Annotated in this window: 14 protein-coding genes; 8 read left to right on the top strand and 6 right to left on the bottom strand. The window is 72.5% G+C overall.

Going from position 1 to position 17,607, the window contains the following annotated elements; translation table 11 throughout:
* Window positions 1-163: 163 nt before the first annotated feature.
* Genes HRF36_RS14025 through HRF36_RS14015 form a run of 3 tightly spaced genes read left to right on the top strand, consistent with a single transcriptional unit; the run spans window position 164 to window position 3,425 of the window.
* Window positions 164-1,579, top strand: coding sequence for an amidohydrolase (locus tag HRF36_RS14025; RefSeq protein ID WP_173210921.1), 1,416 nt, complete (start codon window positions 164-166; stop codon window positions 1,577-1,579).
* 2 nt (window positions 1,580-1,581) lie between these two features.
* Window positions 1,582-2,364, top strand: coding sequence for a creatininase family protein (locus tag HRF36_RS14020; RefSeq protein WP_173210919.1), 783 nt, complete (start codon window positions 1,582-1,584; stop codon window positions 2,362-2,364).
* Complete coding sequence (locus HRF36_RS14015; RefSeq protein WP_173210917.1) at window positions 2,361-3,425, top strand: LacI family DNA-binding transcriptional regulator; 1,065 nt, start codon at window positions 2,361-2,363, stop codon at window positions 3,423-3,425. Before HRF36_RS14020 ends, HRF36_RS14015 begins: the two co-directional genes overlap by 4 nt.
* A 96-nt stretch (window positions 3,426-3,521) precedes the next feature.
* Here the strand turns inward: HRF36_RS14015 and HRF36_RS14010 are convergent, their stop codons facing one another.
* The 3 genes from HRF36_RS14010 to HRF36_RS14000 are packed head-to-tail and all read right to left on the bottom strand — an operon-like array spanning window position 3,522 to window position 6,082.
* The gene (locus HRF36_RS14010) at window positions 3,522-4,547 is read right to left on the bottom strand and encodes an NAD(P)-dependent oxidoreductase (RefSeq protein ID WP_173210915.1); all 1,026 of its coding nucleotides are present in this window, start codon (window positions 4,545-4,547) and stop codon (window positions 3,522-3,524) included.
* The gene (locus HRF36_RS14005; RefSeq protein ID WP_173210913.1) at window positions 4,540-5,148 is read right to left on the bottom strand and encodes an RraA family protein; all 609 of its coding nucleotides are present in this window, start codon (window positions 5,146-5,148) and stop codon (window positions 4,540-4,542) included. The genes HRF36_RS14010 and HRF36_RS14005 overlap by 8 nt, the downstream gene beginning before the upstream one ends.
* A gap of 58 nt (window positions 5,149-5,206) precedes the next feature.
* Window positions 5,207-6,082 (bottom strand): IclR family transcriptional regulator, encoded by an 876-nt coding sequence (locus tag HRF36_RS14000; protein WP_173210911.1) that lies wholly within the window; start codon window positions 6,080-6,082, stop codon window positions 5,207-5,209.
* Window positions 6,083-6,248: 166 nt separating this feature from the next.
* On the opposite strand from HRF36_RS14000, the gene HRF36_RS13995 reads away from it, so the two are divergent.
* Genes HRF36_RS13995 through HRF36_RS13975 form a run of 5 tightly spaced genes read left to right on the top strand, consistent with a single transcriptional unit; the run spans window position 6,249 to window position 11,500 of the window.
* The gene (locus HRF36_RS13995) at window positions 6,249-7,253 is read left to right on the top strand and encodes a Bug family tripartite tricarboxylate transporter substrate binding protein (RefSeq protein WP_371740203.1); all 1,005 of its coding nucleotides are present in this window, start codon (window positions 6,249-6,251) and stop codon (window positions 7,251-7,253) included.
* Complete coding sequence (locus HRF36_RS13990; RefSeq protein WP_217271329.1) at window positions 7,250-7,840, top strand: tripartite tricarboxylate transporter TctB family protein; 591 nt, start codon at window positions 7,250-7,252, stop codon at window positions 7,838-7,840. Before HRF36_RS13995 ends, HRF36_RS13990 begins: the two co-directional genes overlap by 4 nt.
* Window positions 7,840-9,375, top strand: a complete 1,536-nt coding sequence (locus HRF36_RS13985) for a tripartite tricarboxylate transporter permease (protein ID WP_173210909.1) — start codon at window positions 7,840-7,842, stop codon at window positions 9,373-9,375. The genes HRF36_RS13990 and HRF36_RS13985 overlap by 1 nt, the downstream gene beginning before the upstream one ends.
* A complete protein-coding gene (locus HRF36_RS13980) occupies window positions 9,372-10,634 on the top strand; it encodes a CaiB/BaiF CoA transferase family protein (protein ID WP_371740202.1) in 1,263 nt (420 codons plus the stop codon). Before HRF36_RS13985 ends, HRF36_RS13980 begins: the two co-directional genes overlap by 4 nt.
* The gene (locus HRF36_RS13975) at window positions 10,631-11,500 is read left to right on the top strand and encodes a citryl-CoA lyase (protein ID WP_173210907.1); all 870 of its coding nucleotides are present in this window, start codon (window positions 10,631-10,633) and stop codon (window positions 11,498-11,500) included. Before HRF36_RS13980 ends, HRF36_RS13975 begins: the two co-directional genes overlap by 4 nt.
* A gap of 22 nt (window positions 11,501-11,522) precedes the next feature.
* Here HRF36_RS13975 and HRF36_RS13970 read toward each other — a convergent pair whose 3' ends face one another.
* Genes HRF36_RS13970 through HRF36_RS13960 form a run of 3 tightly spaced genes read right to left on the bottom strand, consistent with a single transcriptional unit; the run spans window position 11,523 to window position 17,538 of the window.
* Entirely contained in the window at window positions 11,523-14,957 is a 3,435-nt protein-coding gene (locus HRF36_RS13970; RefSeq protein ID WP_173210905.1) for an ATP-binding protein, read from the bottom strand.
* Window positions 14,954-15,853: a DUF4194 domain-containing protein gene (locus HRF36_RS13965; protein WP_173210903.1), complete on the bottom strand. Its 900-nt coding sequence runs from the start codon at window positions 15,851-15,853 to the stop codon at window positions 14,954-14,956. The genes HRF36_RS13970 and HRF36_RS13965 overlap by 4 nt, the downstream gene beginning before the upstream one ends.
* Window positions 15,850-17,538: a DUF3375 family protein gene (locus HRF36_RS13960; RefSeq protein WP_173210901.1), complete on the bottom strand. Its 1,689-nt coding sequence runs from the start codon at window positions 17,536-17,538 to the stop codon at window positions 15,850-15,852. Before HRF36_RS13960 ends, HRF36_RS13965 begins: the two co-directional genes overlap by 4 nt.
* Window positions 17,539-17,607: the final 69 nt, after the last annotated feature.

Here is a 17,607-nt window from a genome sequence, read left to right as displayed (position 1 = left end):
AAACGATTTCTTGGCAAGAGGCGTGCGGGTGACTCTTGAGAGCTCGTCGCGGGTGAGGGGGTACTCCAACGCTAAGGCCCACGCTGTTACAAGCGTGTTTCGGGCGCGTAAGCAACAAGGTAAACGTTCTCAGATAATCGACGTCGTGTGGCACTGTGAAGTCATGACGACCGAACAGCGACCCCCCTCCGTCGACCTGGTCATCCGCCGGGTGACCGTCCTCGCCGGTACACGACGGCCCGTCGCGGCGTATCCCGATCTACCCGTCGACGACCCCGGGCGTCCCGAACCGGTCGACTTCTTGCACGACCATGCCATCGGGGTGGTGGGCGCCGACATCGCCTGGATCAAGCCCGACGGCGAGGTCTCGACGGCGGATCTCGAGACGGCCCGCGTGATCGACGCCCCGGGACGGATCGCGATGCCCGGAATGATCAACACCCACAGCCATTCGTCGATGACCTACTTCCGGGGCTCCGCCGAGGACGTGCCCACCGCCTCCTGGTTCAACGACCACATCTGGCCGATGGAGGTCAACCTCACCGAGCGGGACGTGTCGTTGGGGGCCCGGCTCGCCGTGGCCGAGATGCTGCTGGCCGGTGTGACCACCGTCGCCGATCACTACTTCTCGATGGAGCAGATCGCGGCGGCGATCGACGAGGGCGGCATGCGGGCCGTGCTCGCCGAGACCTTCTTCTCGTCGCAGGGTGCCGCCGGTCTCGACCGCAGCGCCGCGTTCGCCGCCGAGTGGAACGGCCGCGCCGACGGCCGCATCACGACCATGCTCGGTCCCCACGCCGTCTACACGGTCGACGACGCCGATCTCGTCCGTACTGCCGACACGGCCCGTTCGATCGGCGTCCGGAGCCACGTGCACGCCTCCGAGACCATGCACCAGACCGAGTCCTCGTTGGCGCGGCGAGGGGTGACGCCCATCCAGGTGCTCCACGACACCGGCATGCTCGACGCGGGGGCCCTGATCGCCCACGGCACCGGGATCGTCGAGAGCGACCTCGCCTGGTTGACGCCCTACTCGGACCGCGTCGGCGTCGCCTGCTGCGCCAAGGTCTATCAGAAACACACCCATACGACGACCCCGATCCGTCTGCTGCACGACGCCGGCATCACCGTCGGCATCGGGACCGACGGGTGCGCGTCCCACAACACGCTCGACATGTTCGAGAGCGTTCGCACCATGGCGCTCGTGCAGAAATCCGACGCGCGCGATGCGACCTGGATGCCCAGCTCGCATTCGCTCGACCTCCTCACCCGTCAGAGCGCCGCCGCGATCGGTCGGGAGCACGACCTCGGGGCCCTCCGACCAGGGTTCAAGGCGGACATCGTGCTGATCGACCCTCGCAAACCGCACCTGCAGCCGATGAACGACCTCGCCGCCGCGCTCGTGTTGAGCGTGCGGTCGAGCGACGTCGAGACGGTGATCGTGGACGGCCGTGTCGTCGTCGACGGCGGTCGTCTGGTCGGCGTCGACCTCGACCCGCTGATGGTCGAGATGAACGAGAGGCTGCCCGGGCTGACGGACCGGTCGCACGGCACCACTATCCAGACGTACGCTCCTTGACGATGATCGACGCAGACCGCACGCCCTGGCCCGACGTGGCCGCAGCCTTCGATCGCGGCGCGGGGATCGCCGTCTTGCCGTTCGGCGCCTTCGAGCAGCACGGACCGCACCTGCCACTCGGCACCGACACCGCGACGGCCCTCGAAGTCGCGCGTCGCCTGGCCGACCGTCTGGACGCCGTGCTGTTGCCGCCGGTGCATTACGGGGACACCTGGAACACCGCGGGCTACCGAGGGACGCTCTCGTTGTCATCCGCGACGGTCACCGCCATCGTCGTCGACCTCGGGCGTGCGCTGGCCGCGTCCGGTGCCGGCGGTCTCGTCGTCGTGAACGGGGACTGGGGCAACCGGGCCCCGCTGTACGCGGCCACGCGCCAGCTGATCGACCACGGAGTCCTCCGCACGGTGACGCTCGACCACCCGGGCATGGCCGAGGCGATCGAGCAGGTGCGCGAGAGCGCTCCCGCGGCACCCGGCCTCGCCCACGCCGAAGAGATCGAGACCTCGATCATGCTGCGCATCTCTCCCGAGGACGTGCGACGCGACCGTTACGAGGCGAGCTATCCCGTCTTCCCGTCCGACTTCGGCACCACCCCGATGCAGTTGCACCCGTTCTCGCCGAGTGGCGTCTTCGGTGACCCCTCGACGGCCACGGCCGACAAAGGTGAGCGGTTGCTCGACGCGACCGTCGAAGGGGCCATGGCCGTGCTCGGGGACTTCGTGACGGCGATCGAGGACGATCGAGCGGCGTCGGCCGGCCGACGCCACGACGGGGTGGGCCGATGACGCGGACCACCGTGCCCACGCTCGTCGACGTCGCGCGTGAGGCCGGCGTGTCGATCGCCACCGCGTCGCGCGTGCTGTCGGGGGCGCAGCACGTGTCGGAGTCTCGGTCGCGAGCCGTGCGCAAGGCCATCGCCGATCTCGGGTATCGGCACAACGCCGTCGCGAGCGCCCTCCGCAGCCAGCGCACCGAGACGGTCGGCCTGATCCTGCCGCGCTACACCACCGGTTTCCTGTCGGCGTTGATCGAGTCGGTCAGCGCGGCACTCGACGACGAGGGCATGTCCCTCGTGCTGCGTTACTCCGCCGACGGCGAGGATCACGACGTCGCCACGGTGGAGTCGATGTTGAGTCGACGGGTCGACGGACTCATCATCTGCCCGCCGAGCGAAGACGTCAGTCGAGACGCGATCGCCGCCGCCGACCGGGTGCCCGTCGTCCAGGTCGGGCGCCACATCTTCGGTGACGGCACCGACTCCGTGGGACTGGACGACCATCGGGCCACCGATCTGCTGGTCGGCTCGCTCGCAGACGGCGGGGCTCGCTCGCTCGTCACCGTGGGGTTGTCACCGGCCGACCCTGCCGATGCCCGTCGCATCGCTGCCGTGCGGGCGTCGTGCGAGCTGTCCGGCGTCGCGTTCGTCGAGGCCGTGGCGGCCGACGCCGTGCTGGCCGGGGGAGTCGCGGCCGCCAACGCGTTGCTCGCGAGGTCGGCGGCGAGCGGCACCGACGAGGGCGTCGCGCGGGGGATCGACCTCGAGGGGCGCTCGGTCGATGCCGTCGTCTGCGCGAACGACGACGTCGCGCACGGCGTCGTCACGGTTCTCCGCGTGAACGGCGTGGCCGTGCCGGAGGTCGTCCAGGTGGCCAGCCTGCTCGACGTGTCGTTCGGTGAGGGCGACGACCGCGAGATCACGACCCTGCGTCACCCCTGGCCGGCGATGGGCCGCGAGGCGGTCCGTCTGCTGATCGACGCCCTCGGGTCGGCGGCGCACGCCGATTCAGGAGGCGCGCGCCGAGTCACCCTCGCACCGCGCCTCCTCAGAGGGCGCTCGTCCCGCTGATCCGGAGATGCGCGGCCGTCGAGCCCGCACCGGTCGAGCTCTCACCGGTCGGGGCCGCGCGGCTCGACCTGCCGGCCTCCTGAGCCGGGCCCGGGGTCAGGGGCGCAGCACGCGGCGGAGGTGCCCGGCGGCCTCGTGCCCGACCCGGGCCATGGCCTCGCGGGTCTGGCCCCCGACGTGCGGAGTCAGAACGACGTCGGATCGACCGCGAAGGGGGTGCTCGACGGGCAACGGTTCGACCGTGGTGACGTCGAGACCGGCCCCCGCGAGGTGACCGGCGTCGAGTGACGCGACCAGCGCCTCCTCGTCCACGACGCCGCCACGCGAGGTGTTGACGACCACCGCGCCGGGATGCAGCAGGGCGAGCTCGCGCGCGCCGATCAGGCCGACGGTGGCGGGGGTCAGCGGCACGTGGACGCTCAGGGCGTCCGATGCCCGGAGCAGGGCCTCGAGGTCGGCGGGCTCGGCTCCGGCCGCTCGGACCGCATCGTCCGAGAGGTGCGGATCGTGGGCGACGACGCGCATGCCGAGGCCGTCACGGGCCGTGGCGGCCACGAGCCGAGCGATCCGCCCGAAGCCGAGCAGCCCCAGCGTCGCACCGTGCAGTTCGCGGCCCACGAAGGAGGCGCGGCTCGGTTCGGCCCCGGAACCCTCGGCACCCGGGCCGCCGGCCTCCGAAACCATGGCCGGCGAACCGCCGGCCCTCGCGCCTCCACCGCTCGACCACGCGGCCCCGAGCCCGCGTCGGGTCACCATCAGCAGCGTCACCGCGAGCTCTGCCACCGACCGGCTGTTCGCGGCCGGAGTCGTGGTCACGGTGATGCCGAGCTCGGCCGCGGTGTCGACGTCGACCGTGTCGAGGCCGACGCCGTGCCGCGAGACGATGCGCAGTCGCGGTGCCTCGCGCATCATCGCGCCGTCGACCCGGGCCGTTCGCAGCAGCACGCCGTCCACCTCGGACGCGACGTCGGACCAACCCGCGGCGCCGTCTCCCCAGCCGAGTCGGACGTCGGCCCAGCCGCGCAGGGACGCGACCACGTCGTCGTCGATCGGCCGTGGAACCCAGACGACGGGGGCGCGGCCCGCCGGGTTCGTCGGGCTCGTCCGGCCCGGGTCAGTCACGCGGCACCAACTGCCGGTTCGCTGCGCGGCGGTCGCCCTCTCCGCGCAGCAGCTCGTGGGTCGCGGCAACCACCTCGGCGACGCGGGCGGCCGGCACGATCGCCACGCCGTCGTCGTCGCCGAGCACCCAGTCGCCGGGCGACACCGCGACGCCACCGACCGCGATCGTCTCGCCCGTGCGGAACGGCCCGGTCTTCCACGGGCCGGCCGGTGTCACGGACCGCGCGAACACGGGCACGCCCACCCGTTCGAGCTCGACCACGTCGCGCGCGGCGGCGTCGAGCACGATGCCGCCCACGCCGAGCGCCTTGGCCTTCTCGGCCACGAGCTCGCCGATCAACGCGCGGGTCTCGTCGGCGCCACCGTTGACGACGAGGATCTCGCCCCGCCGGATGCGTTCGAACGCGGCGTGCAGGCCGGCGTTGTCGCCCGGGCGGGTCCACACGGTGAACGCCGGGCCCGACAGGGTGGCGCCGCGCCAGAGCGGACGGATGCCGTCCGCGACACCGAAGCGCTCCATGGCGTCCGAGACGGTGGCGGCGGGCAGCTCGCCGGGGGCGGGGAAGGACGGCGAGGCGGGCGAGGCGGAGGCGGTGCTCATGGTGCTCCTGTCGGTCGGGGGTGCGGGGTCTCTCGGTCGGTGGTGCGTGTGCGGTGGGTCAGTCGAGCGCGGGTGGCAACCCGGTGCGGGCGAGGTCCGAGGAGGCGCGGCGCAACTCGTCCGCGAAGCGCAGGACCGCGTCGTCGGTGAAACGACTCGTCGGCCCGCCCAGGGCGAGGGCGACGGGTCGGCCCGGCGGGCGTCCCGGGACGAGGACGGCGATGCCCGAGTTGCCCGGCTCACGCGTGCCGTGCGACACCGACCAACCCTCGCCGCGGGCCCGGTCGACCCGGGCCCGGACGGCGTCGCGGTCGACGGGCAGCGCCGGCACCGGCGAGAACGGGGTGGTCGGGCTCGAGGCGGTCGCGCCCGGGTGCGCCGTGGCGTCGACGTCGTCGAGGGTCGCGTCGAGCACGTCGGCGGGCTCGCCGCTCAGCAGCACGGCACCCGCGGCGCCGATCCACAACGGCAGCTCGTCGCCCACCTGGACCACGTGACGCAGGCTGTGCGGACTGGGCGACTGCGCGACGACGACGCGGGCCACGCCACGGCGCACGTAGAGGCTGACGGTCTCTCCCGTCGCCTCGGCGAGCGCGGCCATGCGGTCGGCGGTGGCGGCGGGCACCGCCCAGGCCCGGGCGGCGAAGGCGCCCCAGTGGATCATCCGCGTGCCGACACCGACCCGACCGTCGGGCCCGTGCTGCAGCATGCCCTCGGCGACGAGCGTGTCGACCAGACGCAGGACGGTCGTGCGCGGAAGGCCCGAGGCGCGCACGAGTTCGGAGAGGGTCTGCGTGCTGCGCTCCGGCGTGAAGGCCTGCAGCACGGCGAGGGCCCGGCTGACGGCGCGGACGCCGCTCGAGTCGCCGCGAACCGAGGCGGCGGCCACGGCGGACGGTGCCGCGGCGGACGGTGTCGTGTCAGCTGATGTCATCGTGTCGACCTCTCGCCGGGGAAGCGGGCCCCGGGTGGGACCGCCCTTGCGGGGACTTCCAGCGCGAAGCTACCATCAGGCGGACACAGACATCCACCAGGCGGACACCTTTCGGGGTGACACTCGCCGGTGCGAGCCGCTGCAACCATCACAAGGGAGTGATCGTGTGGGCAATCCGATCGACAGGAACAGACGCAAGGTCGTCACGGGGGCCGTCGGCATCGTCGCGACGGCGGTGCTCGTCGGCTTCGCGGCCGTCGACGCCGGCGACGGCACGGCGGGCGCCGACCCCCGGGCCAAGCTGACGGTGATGGCGCCCGCCGCGCCCGGCGGCGGGTGGGACCTCGCGGCCCGTGAGTCGCAGCAGGCCCTTCGTGCGGCGTCGATCGTCAACAACGTGCAGGTGGTGAACGTGCCGGGTGCCGGCGGCACCATCGGCCTCAGCCAATTCGTCGGCCTCGGTGCCGATCCCACCAATCTCATGATGACCGGCACGGTCATGGAGGGGGCGATCACGGTCAACGGGTCGGACGTCGGCCTCTCGGACACCACGCCCATCGCCAAACTGGCCGAGGACTACGAGGTCTTCATCGTCCCTGCGGACTCGCCCTACGAGACGATCGACGACTTCGTCGCCGCCTGGAGCGAGGCGCCGCAGAGCCACCCGATCGGCGGCGGCGGGCTCGGCGGCACGGATCACCTGCTCGCCGGCCTGTTCGCCCGTGAGGTCGGCGTCGACCCGGGCGACATCAACTACGTCTCGTACGCGGGCGGCGGTGAGGTGCTGACCGCTCTGCTCTCGGGCACGGTCGAGATCGGCGTCAGCGGGTACAACGAGTTCAGCGACCAGATCGAGGCCGGCAACCTGCGGGCACTCGCGCTCTCGGCCGAAGAGCCCGTCGACGGCATCGACGCCCCGACGTTCATCGAGCAGGGCATCGACGTGCACCTGCCGAACTGGCGCGGTCTCGTGGCCCCGAAGGGCATCACCGACGCCGAGCGCGACGAACTGGTCGCCATCATCGACGAGATGGTCGCCTCCGACGAGTGGCAGGACACCCTGAGGCGTAACTCCTGGGCACCGGCGGTGGTCACGGGCGAGGAGTTCGCCGACTTCATCGCCCAGGACCAGGACCGGGTCGACACGATCATCGAGGAGCTGGGCCTGTGAGCGGCGTCATCCGGACCGTCTCGGTCACCCGACGGGCCGTCGTCGTCGCGGACGGCTTCTGGCGCCGACGCACCGCCCTGATCGTGCCGGGGCTCATGCTCGTCATCGGTCTGGCCCTCGTCGTCGGCACGGTGACGATGCGCGTGCCCGACACCGCCACCTCGCCCGGGCCCCAGGTCTTCCCGGCCATCGTGGCCGCCCTGGTGCTGATCGTGGCCGTGCTGCTCGCGGTCGACGTGGTGCGCAAGCCCGAGGCGGCCACGGTCGAGATCGCCCAGCCCGCCGCCCCCGGCGACGTCGACGACCTCGACCTGGACGGCGAGCCCGTCGAGCGCCGCCCCACGAGCAACCGCCGGGCCCTGCTCGGCGCCCTCGGCACGGTGGTCGTGTTCATCGCCGCCCTCACGCCGCTCGGCTGGCTGCTGGCCGGCGCCGTCCTCTTCTGGGGCATCGCGCGGTCGCTCGGCAGTCAGCGTCCGGTCTTCGACGTCTTCTTGGCGCTGGCGATCTCGTCGATCGTGCAGCTCGCCTTCTCGGCCGGACTCGGCCTCAACCTGCCTCCCGGCATCTTCGAGGGGATCTTCTGATGGAATCGCTCGCCAACCTCGGGGACGGGTTCCTCACCGTCCTGACCCCGATCAACATGCTCTGGGTACTGATCGGCGCCGTGCTCGGTACGGCCGTCGGCGTCCTGCCCGGCCTGGGTTCGGCCATGGCCGTCGCCCTGCTGCTGCCCGTCACGTTCTCGCTCGACCCGATCGGAGCATTCATCATGTTCGCCGGGGTGCTCTTCGGCGGCCTGTTCGGGGACTCGATCTCGGGCATCCTCATGAACACACCGGGTAACAGCACGGCCATCGCCGGCACCATCGAGGGCCACAAGATGGCCACGAGCGGACGGGCCGCCCAGGCCCTGGCCACCTCGGCCATCGGTGCCTTCATCGGCGGCATCATCGCCTCGATCCTCGTGGTGTTCTTCGCGCCGCGGCTCGCCGAACTCGCCACCCTCTTCGGGCCCGCCGAGTACCTCGCTCTCGCGGTGTTCGCCTTCGTGGCGATCTCGGCGGTCGTCACCGAGTCGGTGCTCCGCGGCCTGGCCGCCCTCGGCATCGGCCTGGCGATCTCGGTCGTCGGCATCGACGGCATCTCGGGTGCCTCGCGCTTCACGGCCGGCGTGCCCGAGCTGTTCGACGGCATCGACATCGTCGTCATCACGGTCGGCCTGCTGGCGCTCGGCGAGGTCTTCAGCGTCGCCGCCAAACGCGGCACCCGCGACGAGACCGCGCTCGTGCCCTCGCGCGGTCGGCTCTGGCTGTCTCGTCGTGAGTTCCGACTCGCGGCACCGGCCTGGCTGCGCGGCACGGCGATCGGCATCCCGTTCGGCATCATCCCGGTGGGCGGTGCCGAGGTGCCGACCTTCCTCGCCTACGGCACCGAGCGTCGACTCGACGCCCGCCGCAAGGACTCGATGTTCGGCCGCGGCGCCATCCAGGGCGTGGCCGGTCCCGAGGCCGCGGGCAACGCCACGGCCGGCACCGCGATGGGCGCGCTGCTCGCCCTCGGACTACCGACCTCGGCCACGGCGGCGATCCTGCTCGCGGCCTTCCGCCAGTACGGCCTGCAGCCCGGGCCCCTGCTGTTCGAGCGTGCCCCCGACCTCGTCTGGGCACTCCTGGCGAGCTTCTTCGTCGGCATGGTGGTGCTGTTGATCCTCAACCTGCCGTTCGCCCCGCTCTGGGCCAAGCTGCTCAAGGTGCCGCGTCACTACCTCTACGCGGGCATCTCGGTGTTCGCGATGCTCGGCGTCTACGCGACGAGCGCCAAGATCCTCGACCTCGTGCTCGTCACGGTGATCGGGCTGATCGGGTTCCTGATGCGCCGCTACGGCCTGCCGGTCGCGCCGATGCTCATCGCGATCATCCTCGGCCCGCTCGCCGAGACCGAGTTCCGCCGGGCGATGGCCGTCAGCGAGAGCGACCCCGCCATCCTCGTCTCGAGCCCCATCTCGGTGACCCTCTACGTCGTGCTCCTGCTCGCCGTCGCGGGCGCCGCCTTCCAGAAGATCCGTAGCCGGAGGACCGCCGCCCAGGCGATCGCCGACCGCCAGAGAGAGACCGTGTGACCCAGCCCCACGACCCCACCCCGCCCCACGACCCGGTCGGGGCCCCCGACCGGCCCCGGCCCCTCGACGGCGTCCGCGTCCTCGACATGACCAACGTGCTCGCCGGGCCCTACGCGGCGTACCAGCTCGCTCTGCTCGGGGCCGACGTCATCAAGGTCGAGACACCGCACGGGGGCGACCTCGCCCGCCAACTGGGGGCCTCCGCAGAACTGAACCAGCGCCTCCTCGGCATCTCGTTCCTGGCGCAGAACGCGCAGAAGCGGTCTCTGACCGTGGACCTGAAGAAGCCGGGCGGGCCCGACGTGCTGCGGCGGGCGGTGGCCGAGGCCGACGTGCTGCTCGAGAACTTCCGGCCCGGCGTGCTCGCCCGCCTCGGTTTCGGCTGGGACGTGCTGCGGGGGATCAACCCCCGGCTCGTCTACGCGGCGATCTCGGGGTTCGGTCAGACCGGCCCGCTGCGTGGCAAGCCCGCCTACGACCAGATCATCCAGGGCAGCTCGGGCATGATGAGCGTCACCGGCACGCCCGAGACGGCCCCCCTGCGGGCCGGCTATCCGATCGCCGACACGCTCGGCGGGCTGGCGGCGGCGTTCGCGATCTCGTCGGCACTCCTCGGTCGCGAACGGACCGGCGTGGGCTCGGTGATCGACGTGTCCATGCTCGAGACCGCGGCGACCGCGATGGGCTGGGTCGTCTCGAACCATCTCGTCGCGGGCACCGAACCCCGGCCGCTCGGCAACGACAACGGCACGGCGGCCCCCTCGGGCACGTTCGCGACCGGCGACGGTGCCCTGAACATCGCGGCCAACAAGCAGGAGCAGTTCGAGTCGCTCTGCACCCTGATCGGCCGCGCCGACCTCGCCGTCGACCCGCGCTTCACGGCCCGCGAGGACCGCAAGACGCACCGGGCCGCCCTCACGAGCGAGATCGAGCAGGCGTTGTCCGCGCGCGGCGCCGCCGAGTGGGAGGCGCTGCTGAGTGACGCCGGAGTCCCCGCGGCGGCCGTGCTCACGGTGGCCGAGATGCTCGACAGCCCGCAGGTGCGCGACCGCGAACTCTTGCACGAACTGCCCTTCCCGGGGGGCGCGGAGGGCGACGACCCGTTGCGGGTGATGGGACACGGCATCCGTGTGGACGGCGTGCCCGGGGCACCGACCCTGCCACCCCCGTTGCTCGGACAGCACACCGACGAGATCCTCGCCGAGCTCGGCTTCGACGCCGACGAGATCCGCGACCTCAGAGAAGGAGGCGCGGTGTGAGCGCCCAGGACACCGCCGACCTCGAGGCCCGCCTCGCCGCGGCGCAGGCCGAGACCGCCCGGCTCGAGGCGCGCCTCGCCTCGACCACGGCCTGGTGGTCGACCGGCATCACCAAGATCGAGCCCGGCGTGATCGAGCTGCGCGGCTACCCGGTGCAGCAACTGATCGGCACCCTCGGCTTCGTCGAGACCGTGTGGCTGCTGACGCGCGGCGAACGACCCGAGCCGGCGCAGGCCGCCCTGCTCGAGGCCGCGCTCGTGGCGAGCGTCGACCACGGGCCGCAGGCACCCTCGATCGCCAGCGCCCGCATGGCGGTCACCTGCGGTGTCGGCCTGAACTCCGCCGTCGCCAACGGCGTCAACGTCCTGGGCGACACCCACGGAGGCGCGGGCCAGCAGTGCGTCCAGCTGCTGAACCGTCTGGTCGCGGCGCATCGCGACACCCGGGCACCGCTCGACGAGCTGGCCGCCGCCGAGGTGACCGCCCACAAGGCCCGGGGCGAGTTCGTGCCCGGCTTCGGACACCGGTTCCACCCGCGCGACCCGCGTCGCGACCCGCTGCTGGCGCTCGTCGAGCGGGCACGCGACGCCGGCGTGGTCGAGGGGCGTCATCTCGACGCGGCCCTCGCCGTCGAGGGTGTGCTGGCGTCCCGGAACGTGCCGATGAACATCGACGGGGTGTCGGCGGTGGTCTACGGCGAGCTCGGCATCGAACCCGAACTGGCGCGCGGGCTGTTCGTGCTGTCGCGCTCGGTCGGCATCCTCGCCCACGCCTGGGAGGAGCGTGGCTCGGGCCAGCGCATCAAGGGCCCGCTGCCCAAGGGGTTCCTGGCCGACTACACGGGCCCCGCCACCCGCGCCCTCTGAGTCCCGACCGCGGAGGCGCGGGTCAGGCCAGGGCGGCCGGGTCGAGGCCGTGCTGCTCGACCTGGATCGCCTGGCGGATCGTCAGCGGGTAGATGCGCGACAGCTCGGGGTTCGACGGGTCGCTCGAGATGTAGGCCACGCTCTCGACGTGCTGCTCGAAGGCGTTGACCTTGTCGCGCGGTGCCCCGACCACCAGTTGGAAGCCCAAGGAGGTCAGGGCGGCCAGGGCCCGGCCCGTGTACTCGGAGTCGGCCTTGACGAAGCCCTCGTCGAGCACGATCGGTGCGTAGGTCGGCACCCGGTCGGTGCCGTCGCCCAGACGGAACCGCAGCGCGGCTCCGAGCACGAACGCGATGAGCTCCTGCCCCTCGCCACCGGACTTGCCGGCCACCCCCTCGTGCACGATCTGCGTGCCGTCGGCGCGGGTCTCGATCGCCCGGAACTGGTAGTGCTCCCGCGCGTCCAGGACCCGGCGGCGCCAGGCGTCACCGACCTTCGACCTCTCTTCGAGGTGGGCCAGGTCGCGGCGGAGCCTCAGGAACCGGCGCTCGACCTCGGACGCGTCCCGCGCCTCCGGGGCAGGCCCACCCGAGGCGCCCCGGGCCCCGGCGGTGTGCTCCCTCAGCGTGCGCTTGAACTCGAGCAGGTCGCCGTTCGACACGGGTCGCGGCTCGATGTCGAGCGTCGACCCCTGCCGGAACTCGATCGAGCGCAGCGCCTGCGAGATCGGGCGGACGCCGCGACGGATGACGTGGCCGTCCTCCTCGATCTGGACGAGCAGGGCCCGCAGGCTGTCGCCCACGTCGCTGCCGGCCTTCTCGAGCCATCGCTGCTTCGCGTGCGGCAGGTCGTCCTCGACGAGCTGCCGGTGGATCGCCCGGACGGTGGGCAGGCTCTCGATCGTGGAGTCGATGCCCGCGGTGCGGTCGAGCTCGAGGTAACGCTCGAAGACGAGGACGAGCGTCGACTCGGCGTTCGCCCGGTCGCGGTCGTGAGCGTCGACCTGGGCCCGCAGCTGCGACGCGGCGTCGCGGTGGAGCCGCGCGACGTCGGTCGCCTCGCGCGGCGCGGCGAACGGCAGCGAGGCGAGGAGCGCCCGCTCGTCGTCGAACAGCGGCTCGGCGTCGGCGGCGTCGGCGAACTCGTCCTCGATGTCGACCAGCGTCGCGTGCTTCTCGTCGAGCTGCGCGAGCACCTGGTCGATCTCGGCCAGGCGCCGGGTCGCCGCGGACCGGTCGTCGTCGTGCTGCGTGGCCTCGGCCTGCAACGTCGCGAGCTCGGGACGCTCGACCGCGATGTGGTCGAGCTGGGCGCGCAGGTCGTCGAGTCGCGTCTGCGCGGGGGCGGTGTCGAGCTCGTCCCAGGTGAACTCCTTCGCGCGGGCGACGGCGTCGGCGACGCGGCGACGTTCGGCCGCCTCGGCCTCGATGGTGTCGTACTCGCCGCGGACCCGGGCCAGCACGGCCTCGAGGTCGACGATCTCGTCACCGAGCTCGGCGATGCGGGCGGCGTTGTCGAGGCCGATCCACGAGCGGGTCGACCGGTCGTCCTTGACGACGCGGTCGCGTGACCCGGTGCGGAGGCCGCGACGGGTCACGGCACCGCGGGTGCCGGCCGGCCGCGGGTCGTCCAGGTCGTCGGGGCCCTCGACGCAGAGCACGCTGCGGTCCGCCACGAGCTCGTCGTGAAGCCAGCCGCGGAACGGGCTGGACGGGTCGAGCCGCACCATCGCGGGCACGGTGTGGACGACGGGCGTGAGCGCTGGTTCGGCGCCGGCGGTCGCGGGCACGAGCGTGACGCGTCCGCGCACGTCGTTCTCGTTCACCCAGCGGCGCACGGCGTCGAAGTGCGCCCGGTCGACGAGGAGGTGCGTGGCGAGATCACCGAGCACCCTCTCGATCGCGACGGCCCACCCGGTGTGCTCGGGCGCGACCTCGAACAGCTCGCCGGCGTAGGGCAGGCTCGACACCGGCACGCCCGCCCCCTCGGCGATGCGTCGACGTCGCTCGATCGCGTCGTCGGGTACGTTGCTGCGGCGCTGCTCGAACGACCGCTTCTGCTTCTCGAGGGCGGCCAGGGCCCGCTTCGTCTCGCCGATGCGGGCGGCGAGCTCGCTGCGGGCGTCGGCGGTCGCGGCCCGGGCCGCGGCGTCGTCGGCCGCGAGGCGATCGGCGTGCTGCCCGAGGGCGGCGAGCTGCTCGTCGTCGCGGGGGAGGGCCTCCCCGATCCCGTCCAGGGCGGCGGCGAGACGGCCACGGGTGCGCTCGACGGCGGCGAGCTCGGCCTCGGCGGCGGCCACGTGCTCGCGGAGCGACTGCGTGGGATCGCCCCCGAGCTCGCTGATCCGCGCCAGGGCCTGTTCGCGGGACCGGAACGCGAGCTGCTCGTCCGCTTGGGCGCGCCTCCGGCGTTCGCTCTGCTCGCGCTTCTCGGTCGTGACCCGGTCGACCTCGCCGCTGACCCAGCTGCCGACCCGTTCGGCGAGCCAGACGCGCAGGCGGCTGGGCCCGTCGGCGTCGCCGAGCAGGCGGCGCTTGGCGGAGCCGTCGCGACCGGCGAGTTCGTACCGGTCGGCGAGCGTCGGCACGGCCTCGAGCACCTCGAGCTTCTTGCGGGTCGTCTCGAAGACGTCGTAGAGCGCCGACGCCTCGCGGTAGGTCGCGAGGGTGGTCTCCCAGCGACTGAGCGCCTGCGGCTGCACGAGCACGAACTGTTTGAACAGGTCGTCGATCGAGAACACGCCCTTCGACGCCTGGGCCCGGCGCAACAGGGTCAGGGCCTTGAGCTGCGACTCGTCGCTGCCCCCGATGCCGAGCTGACCGCAGAGCTGCACCCGCAGCTCGGGCTGCGACGAGGTGGCGAGATCGGTGGACGGGTCGAGCAGGCGGGCTAGCGACCCACGGGTCAGCGGGTTCTGGCTCGTCCCCTCGCGCGTCACCTCGGACAGTCTGCTGAGGTCGAAGCGGCCCTGGACGAGCAGGTAGACGCTCGCCTGGGTGACGTCGTCCTGGCTCGCGGTGTCCTCGCCGATCCAGGCCACGCGCACGGCCGTGACGGTCTGGCCGAGTTCGGTCGACCAGGTGATCGCGGCGCCGCTCGGGAACGACTGGCCGAGCGGACGCAGGAAGCGCGTCGTCGTGCGGTCCGAGGCGGCGTCGCGAACCTCGTCGGTCTTGCCCCGCGCGTAGCTGTAGACCGTGCGCTCGGACCGCTGACGGCTGTCGTCGCGGGCGGCCCGGTTGAACTCCTGCGGGTTGGGCATGATGACGGCGGCCATCGCGTCGAGCACCGTCGACTTGCCGCGGCCGGTGGGGCCGAGGATGGCGATGCCGCCGCGTCCGACGGGCATGCGGTGCAGACCGGCGTAGCTGCCCCAGTTGAGCAGCTGCACCTGCTCGATGCGGTACTGGCCCGAGTGGAACATGCCGAGGTCGGGCGAGGTGTCGGCGGTGCTCATGCCTGGGGTGCTTCCGTGTCGGTGTCGGTGTCGGTGTCGGTGTCGGTGTCGGTGTCGTGCGGGGACTCGAGGTCGAGGTCGAGCGGCACGGCGGTCGGGTCGGGGTCGGGCGCGGTCTCGGCCGGCACGACCGGCTCGACGTCCTCGGTCGGGGCCGGTTCCGACTCGGGCTCGGGCTCGATGACGGGGTCGACCTCGACCTCGTCCTCGTCGGTCGCGGCGGTGTCGCCCTCGACCCCCGCCATGTCGAGGTACACCCGCTCGAGGTGCACCAGTCGGTCGGGGGTCATCAGCGGCACGATCGCGGGTGAGACGACGAACAGCTCGGCGTCGCCGGGTTCGGCCGTCAGCAGGTCACGGGCGACGAGTGCCGCGATCGCGGCCTCGACCCGGCGACGGGCCCGCACCTCGTCCGAGCCGGAGTCGTCGTGGTAACGGCCCAGGAACTCGGCCACGGCGTCCTTCGAGATCACGACGGCCTCGTCGAGACCGTCCGTGAAGGCGTGCTCGCGGCGGGCGAAGACCATCAGCAGCGAGGCGTCACGCGAGAGCGGCTTCTCGCGGCGCAGCAGCACCGGCACGTCCTCCTCGCCGCTCTGCCGCTTGAAGGCGACCTCGTGGTCGTGGTCGACGACCAGGACGAGGAACATCTCGTCGAGCCGCGCCCGGATCTCGGCCTCGTGCGCGAGCAGCCCCGCCCAGGCCTCCTGTTGCCGGGCCCGCGACACGAACCGGTGGGTCAGCAACGTGACGAGGGCCTTGCGTCCTGCCATGGGCAGCATCTCGGACGCGGCGCCCGTCGTGACGTCCTCCGCGTCGCCCTCGTCGAAGGCGTCGCGGGAGGCGAGGGCCGAGTCCACGACGTCGGGCTCGTCCGAGGGGGTTGCGGTGCTCATGCGAGGTCCTTCGTGCCGGTCGTGGGGGTCGTGCGGGAGGGGGCGCCGGGCTCGGCGCCGGGCGGCTCCGCCCGAGCGCGCCGGAAGACGAGGCGAGGCAGCGTGACCTGTCGACCCGTGCCTCCTGGCCCTGCCGCCTCGGTCGGGTCGGCGGCCAGCTCGACGGTCTCGGTGTCGTCGCCGACGACGCCCCGGTCGAGCGCCAGGTCGAGCATGCTGAGCACGAGAGCGAGACGCCGGAACTCGGGCTCGGTCGCGCGGTACACGTCGGCGCTCGTGACCGCGTCGTGGTCGGCCAGCAGCCGATCGATGGTCGCGGCGACCGCGGCCGTGCTCGTGCCCGCCGTCAGCCGCAGAGCGGCCCGGTCGGCCTCGGGCAGTGCCGCGTCGCCGATGCTCACCTGCACGTCGACGGTCGGCCGGCCGCGGTCGGTGTGCAGCTGCACCTGACTGACGTCGCGGACGTCGAGAGCGCCGAGCCCCAGCCCGTCGCCGTACTCGGCCGGCAGCATCGCGTGGCCCGGTCGACGTTCGGCCCAGACACCGCCGGCGTGCAGCGCCCGATCGGCTAGGGTCAGCAGGCGCTGCTGCTGGTCGGAGCCCGAGCGGCTGAGGAAGCGCCGCAACGAGGACGTCCAGCGGCCGTACGTCTCTTGGACGGTCTGCTCTTCGGCGAGCAGCGACGAGATCAGCGTCTCGAGCTGCGAGCGCTGTCGTTCGGTGAGCTGCTCGGCCGCGTCGGGCTGCGCGAGGACCTTCTCGATGTCGGCACGCATCACGTCGATGCCGCGGGAGGACAGCATCTGGGCGAAGCCACGGTAAGCGCGTCCCTCGGGGGTCTGCTCGAGCAGATCGTTGTCGCGCAGGTACTGGTCGACCAGGGCGCCCTTGCCGACGTGTTCGGACGAGACCCGACGCGCGACCTCGCGGTGTCGCTGCTCGACCATGGCCCCGAGCTGACGGAAGTCCTCGGGCAGCGACGCGGTGAGACGCACCACCTCGCGCACCTGCCGGCGCAGCACGTCGGGGGCGGTGGGTTCGGTGCCGTGCCGTTCGATCTCGACCTTGCGTCGCTCGAGCTCGGCGATCTGCTCGTCGAGGCGCGCGAGCTGCGACTCGCGGCTGGGATCGGCGAGACCCGCGAGCTGCCCCACGGCGTGCGCGATGCTGTCGAGTCGGGCCTCGCTGACGGCGTTGTCGCGCTCGACGAGGTCGCGCACGAGGCGAAGGGCCTTGAGCGCATGCGACGACAGACGGTATTCGGCACGGGCGTCCGGTCCGGAGGCGCGGGTGCGGACGAGCCAGCGGCTCTCGACCCAGCTGCGGCAGTACTCGGCCGGCGTGGTCTTCTGCTCGGCGGGGGCCGGTGACGCGACGGACGCCGGGGACGCGGGCCGCGCCTCCTCGGGGACGACGGACGCCGCCTGCCCGGCCGTCGCTTGCTCGGACGCCGCCTGCTCGGCCGTCGCTTGCTCGGACGCGTTCTGCTCGAGGACGTCGGCGACCTGTCGGTGGAACCAGTCGGCCGACACGGGACCCTCGGCGTGCTCGAGGTGGCGGGAGAAGAGCGGCAGCATCCACCGGGCGTTGTAACCGCGGAGCAGGGCCCAGGTGGGGTCGTCTTCGTAGGCCGCGCGCACGTCGTCGCGGCTCAGGGCGTCGTCGTGCCCCGACGGGTGGTTCACCAAGCAAGACCTCCGGCAGTCGTCGGACGACGATACCAACTGGCGGCGCTCCGCCCCGCGACGGTGTCG

Origin of the sequence: Frigoribacterium sp. VKM Ac-2836 (genome assembly GCF_013248995.1) — a bacterium.
Classification (GTDB): Bacteria; Actinomycetota; Actinomycetes; order Actinomycetales; family Microbacteriaceae; genus Frigoribacterium.
Note: the sequence above shows the minus strand (reverse complement) of the source record. Positions and strands in the feature narration are given on the sequence as shown.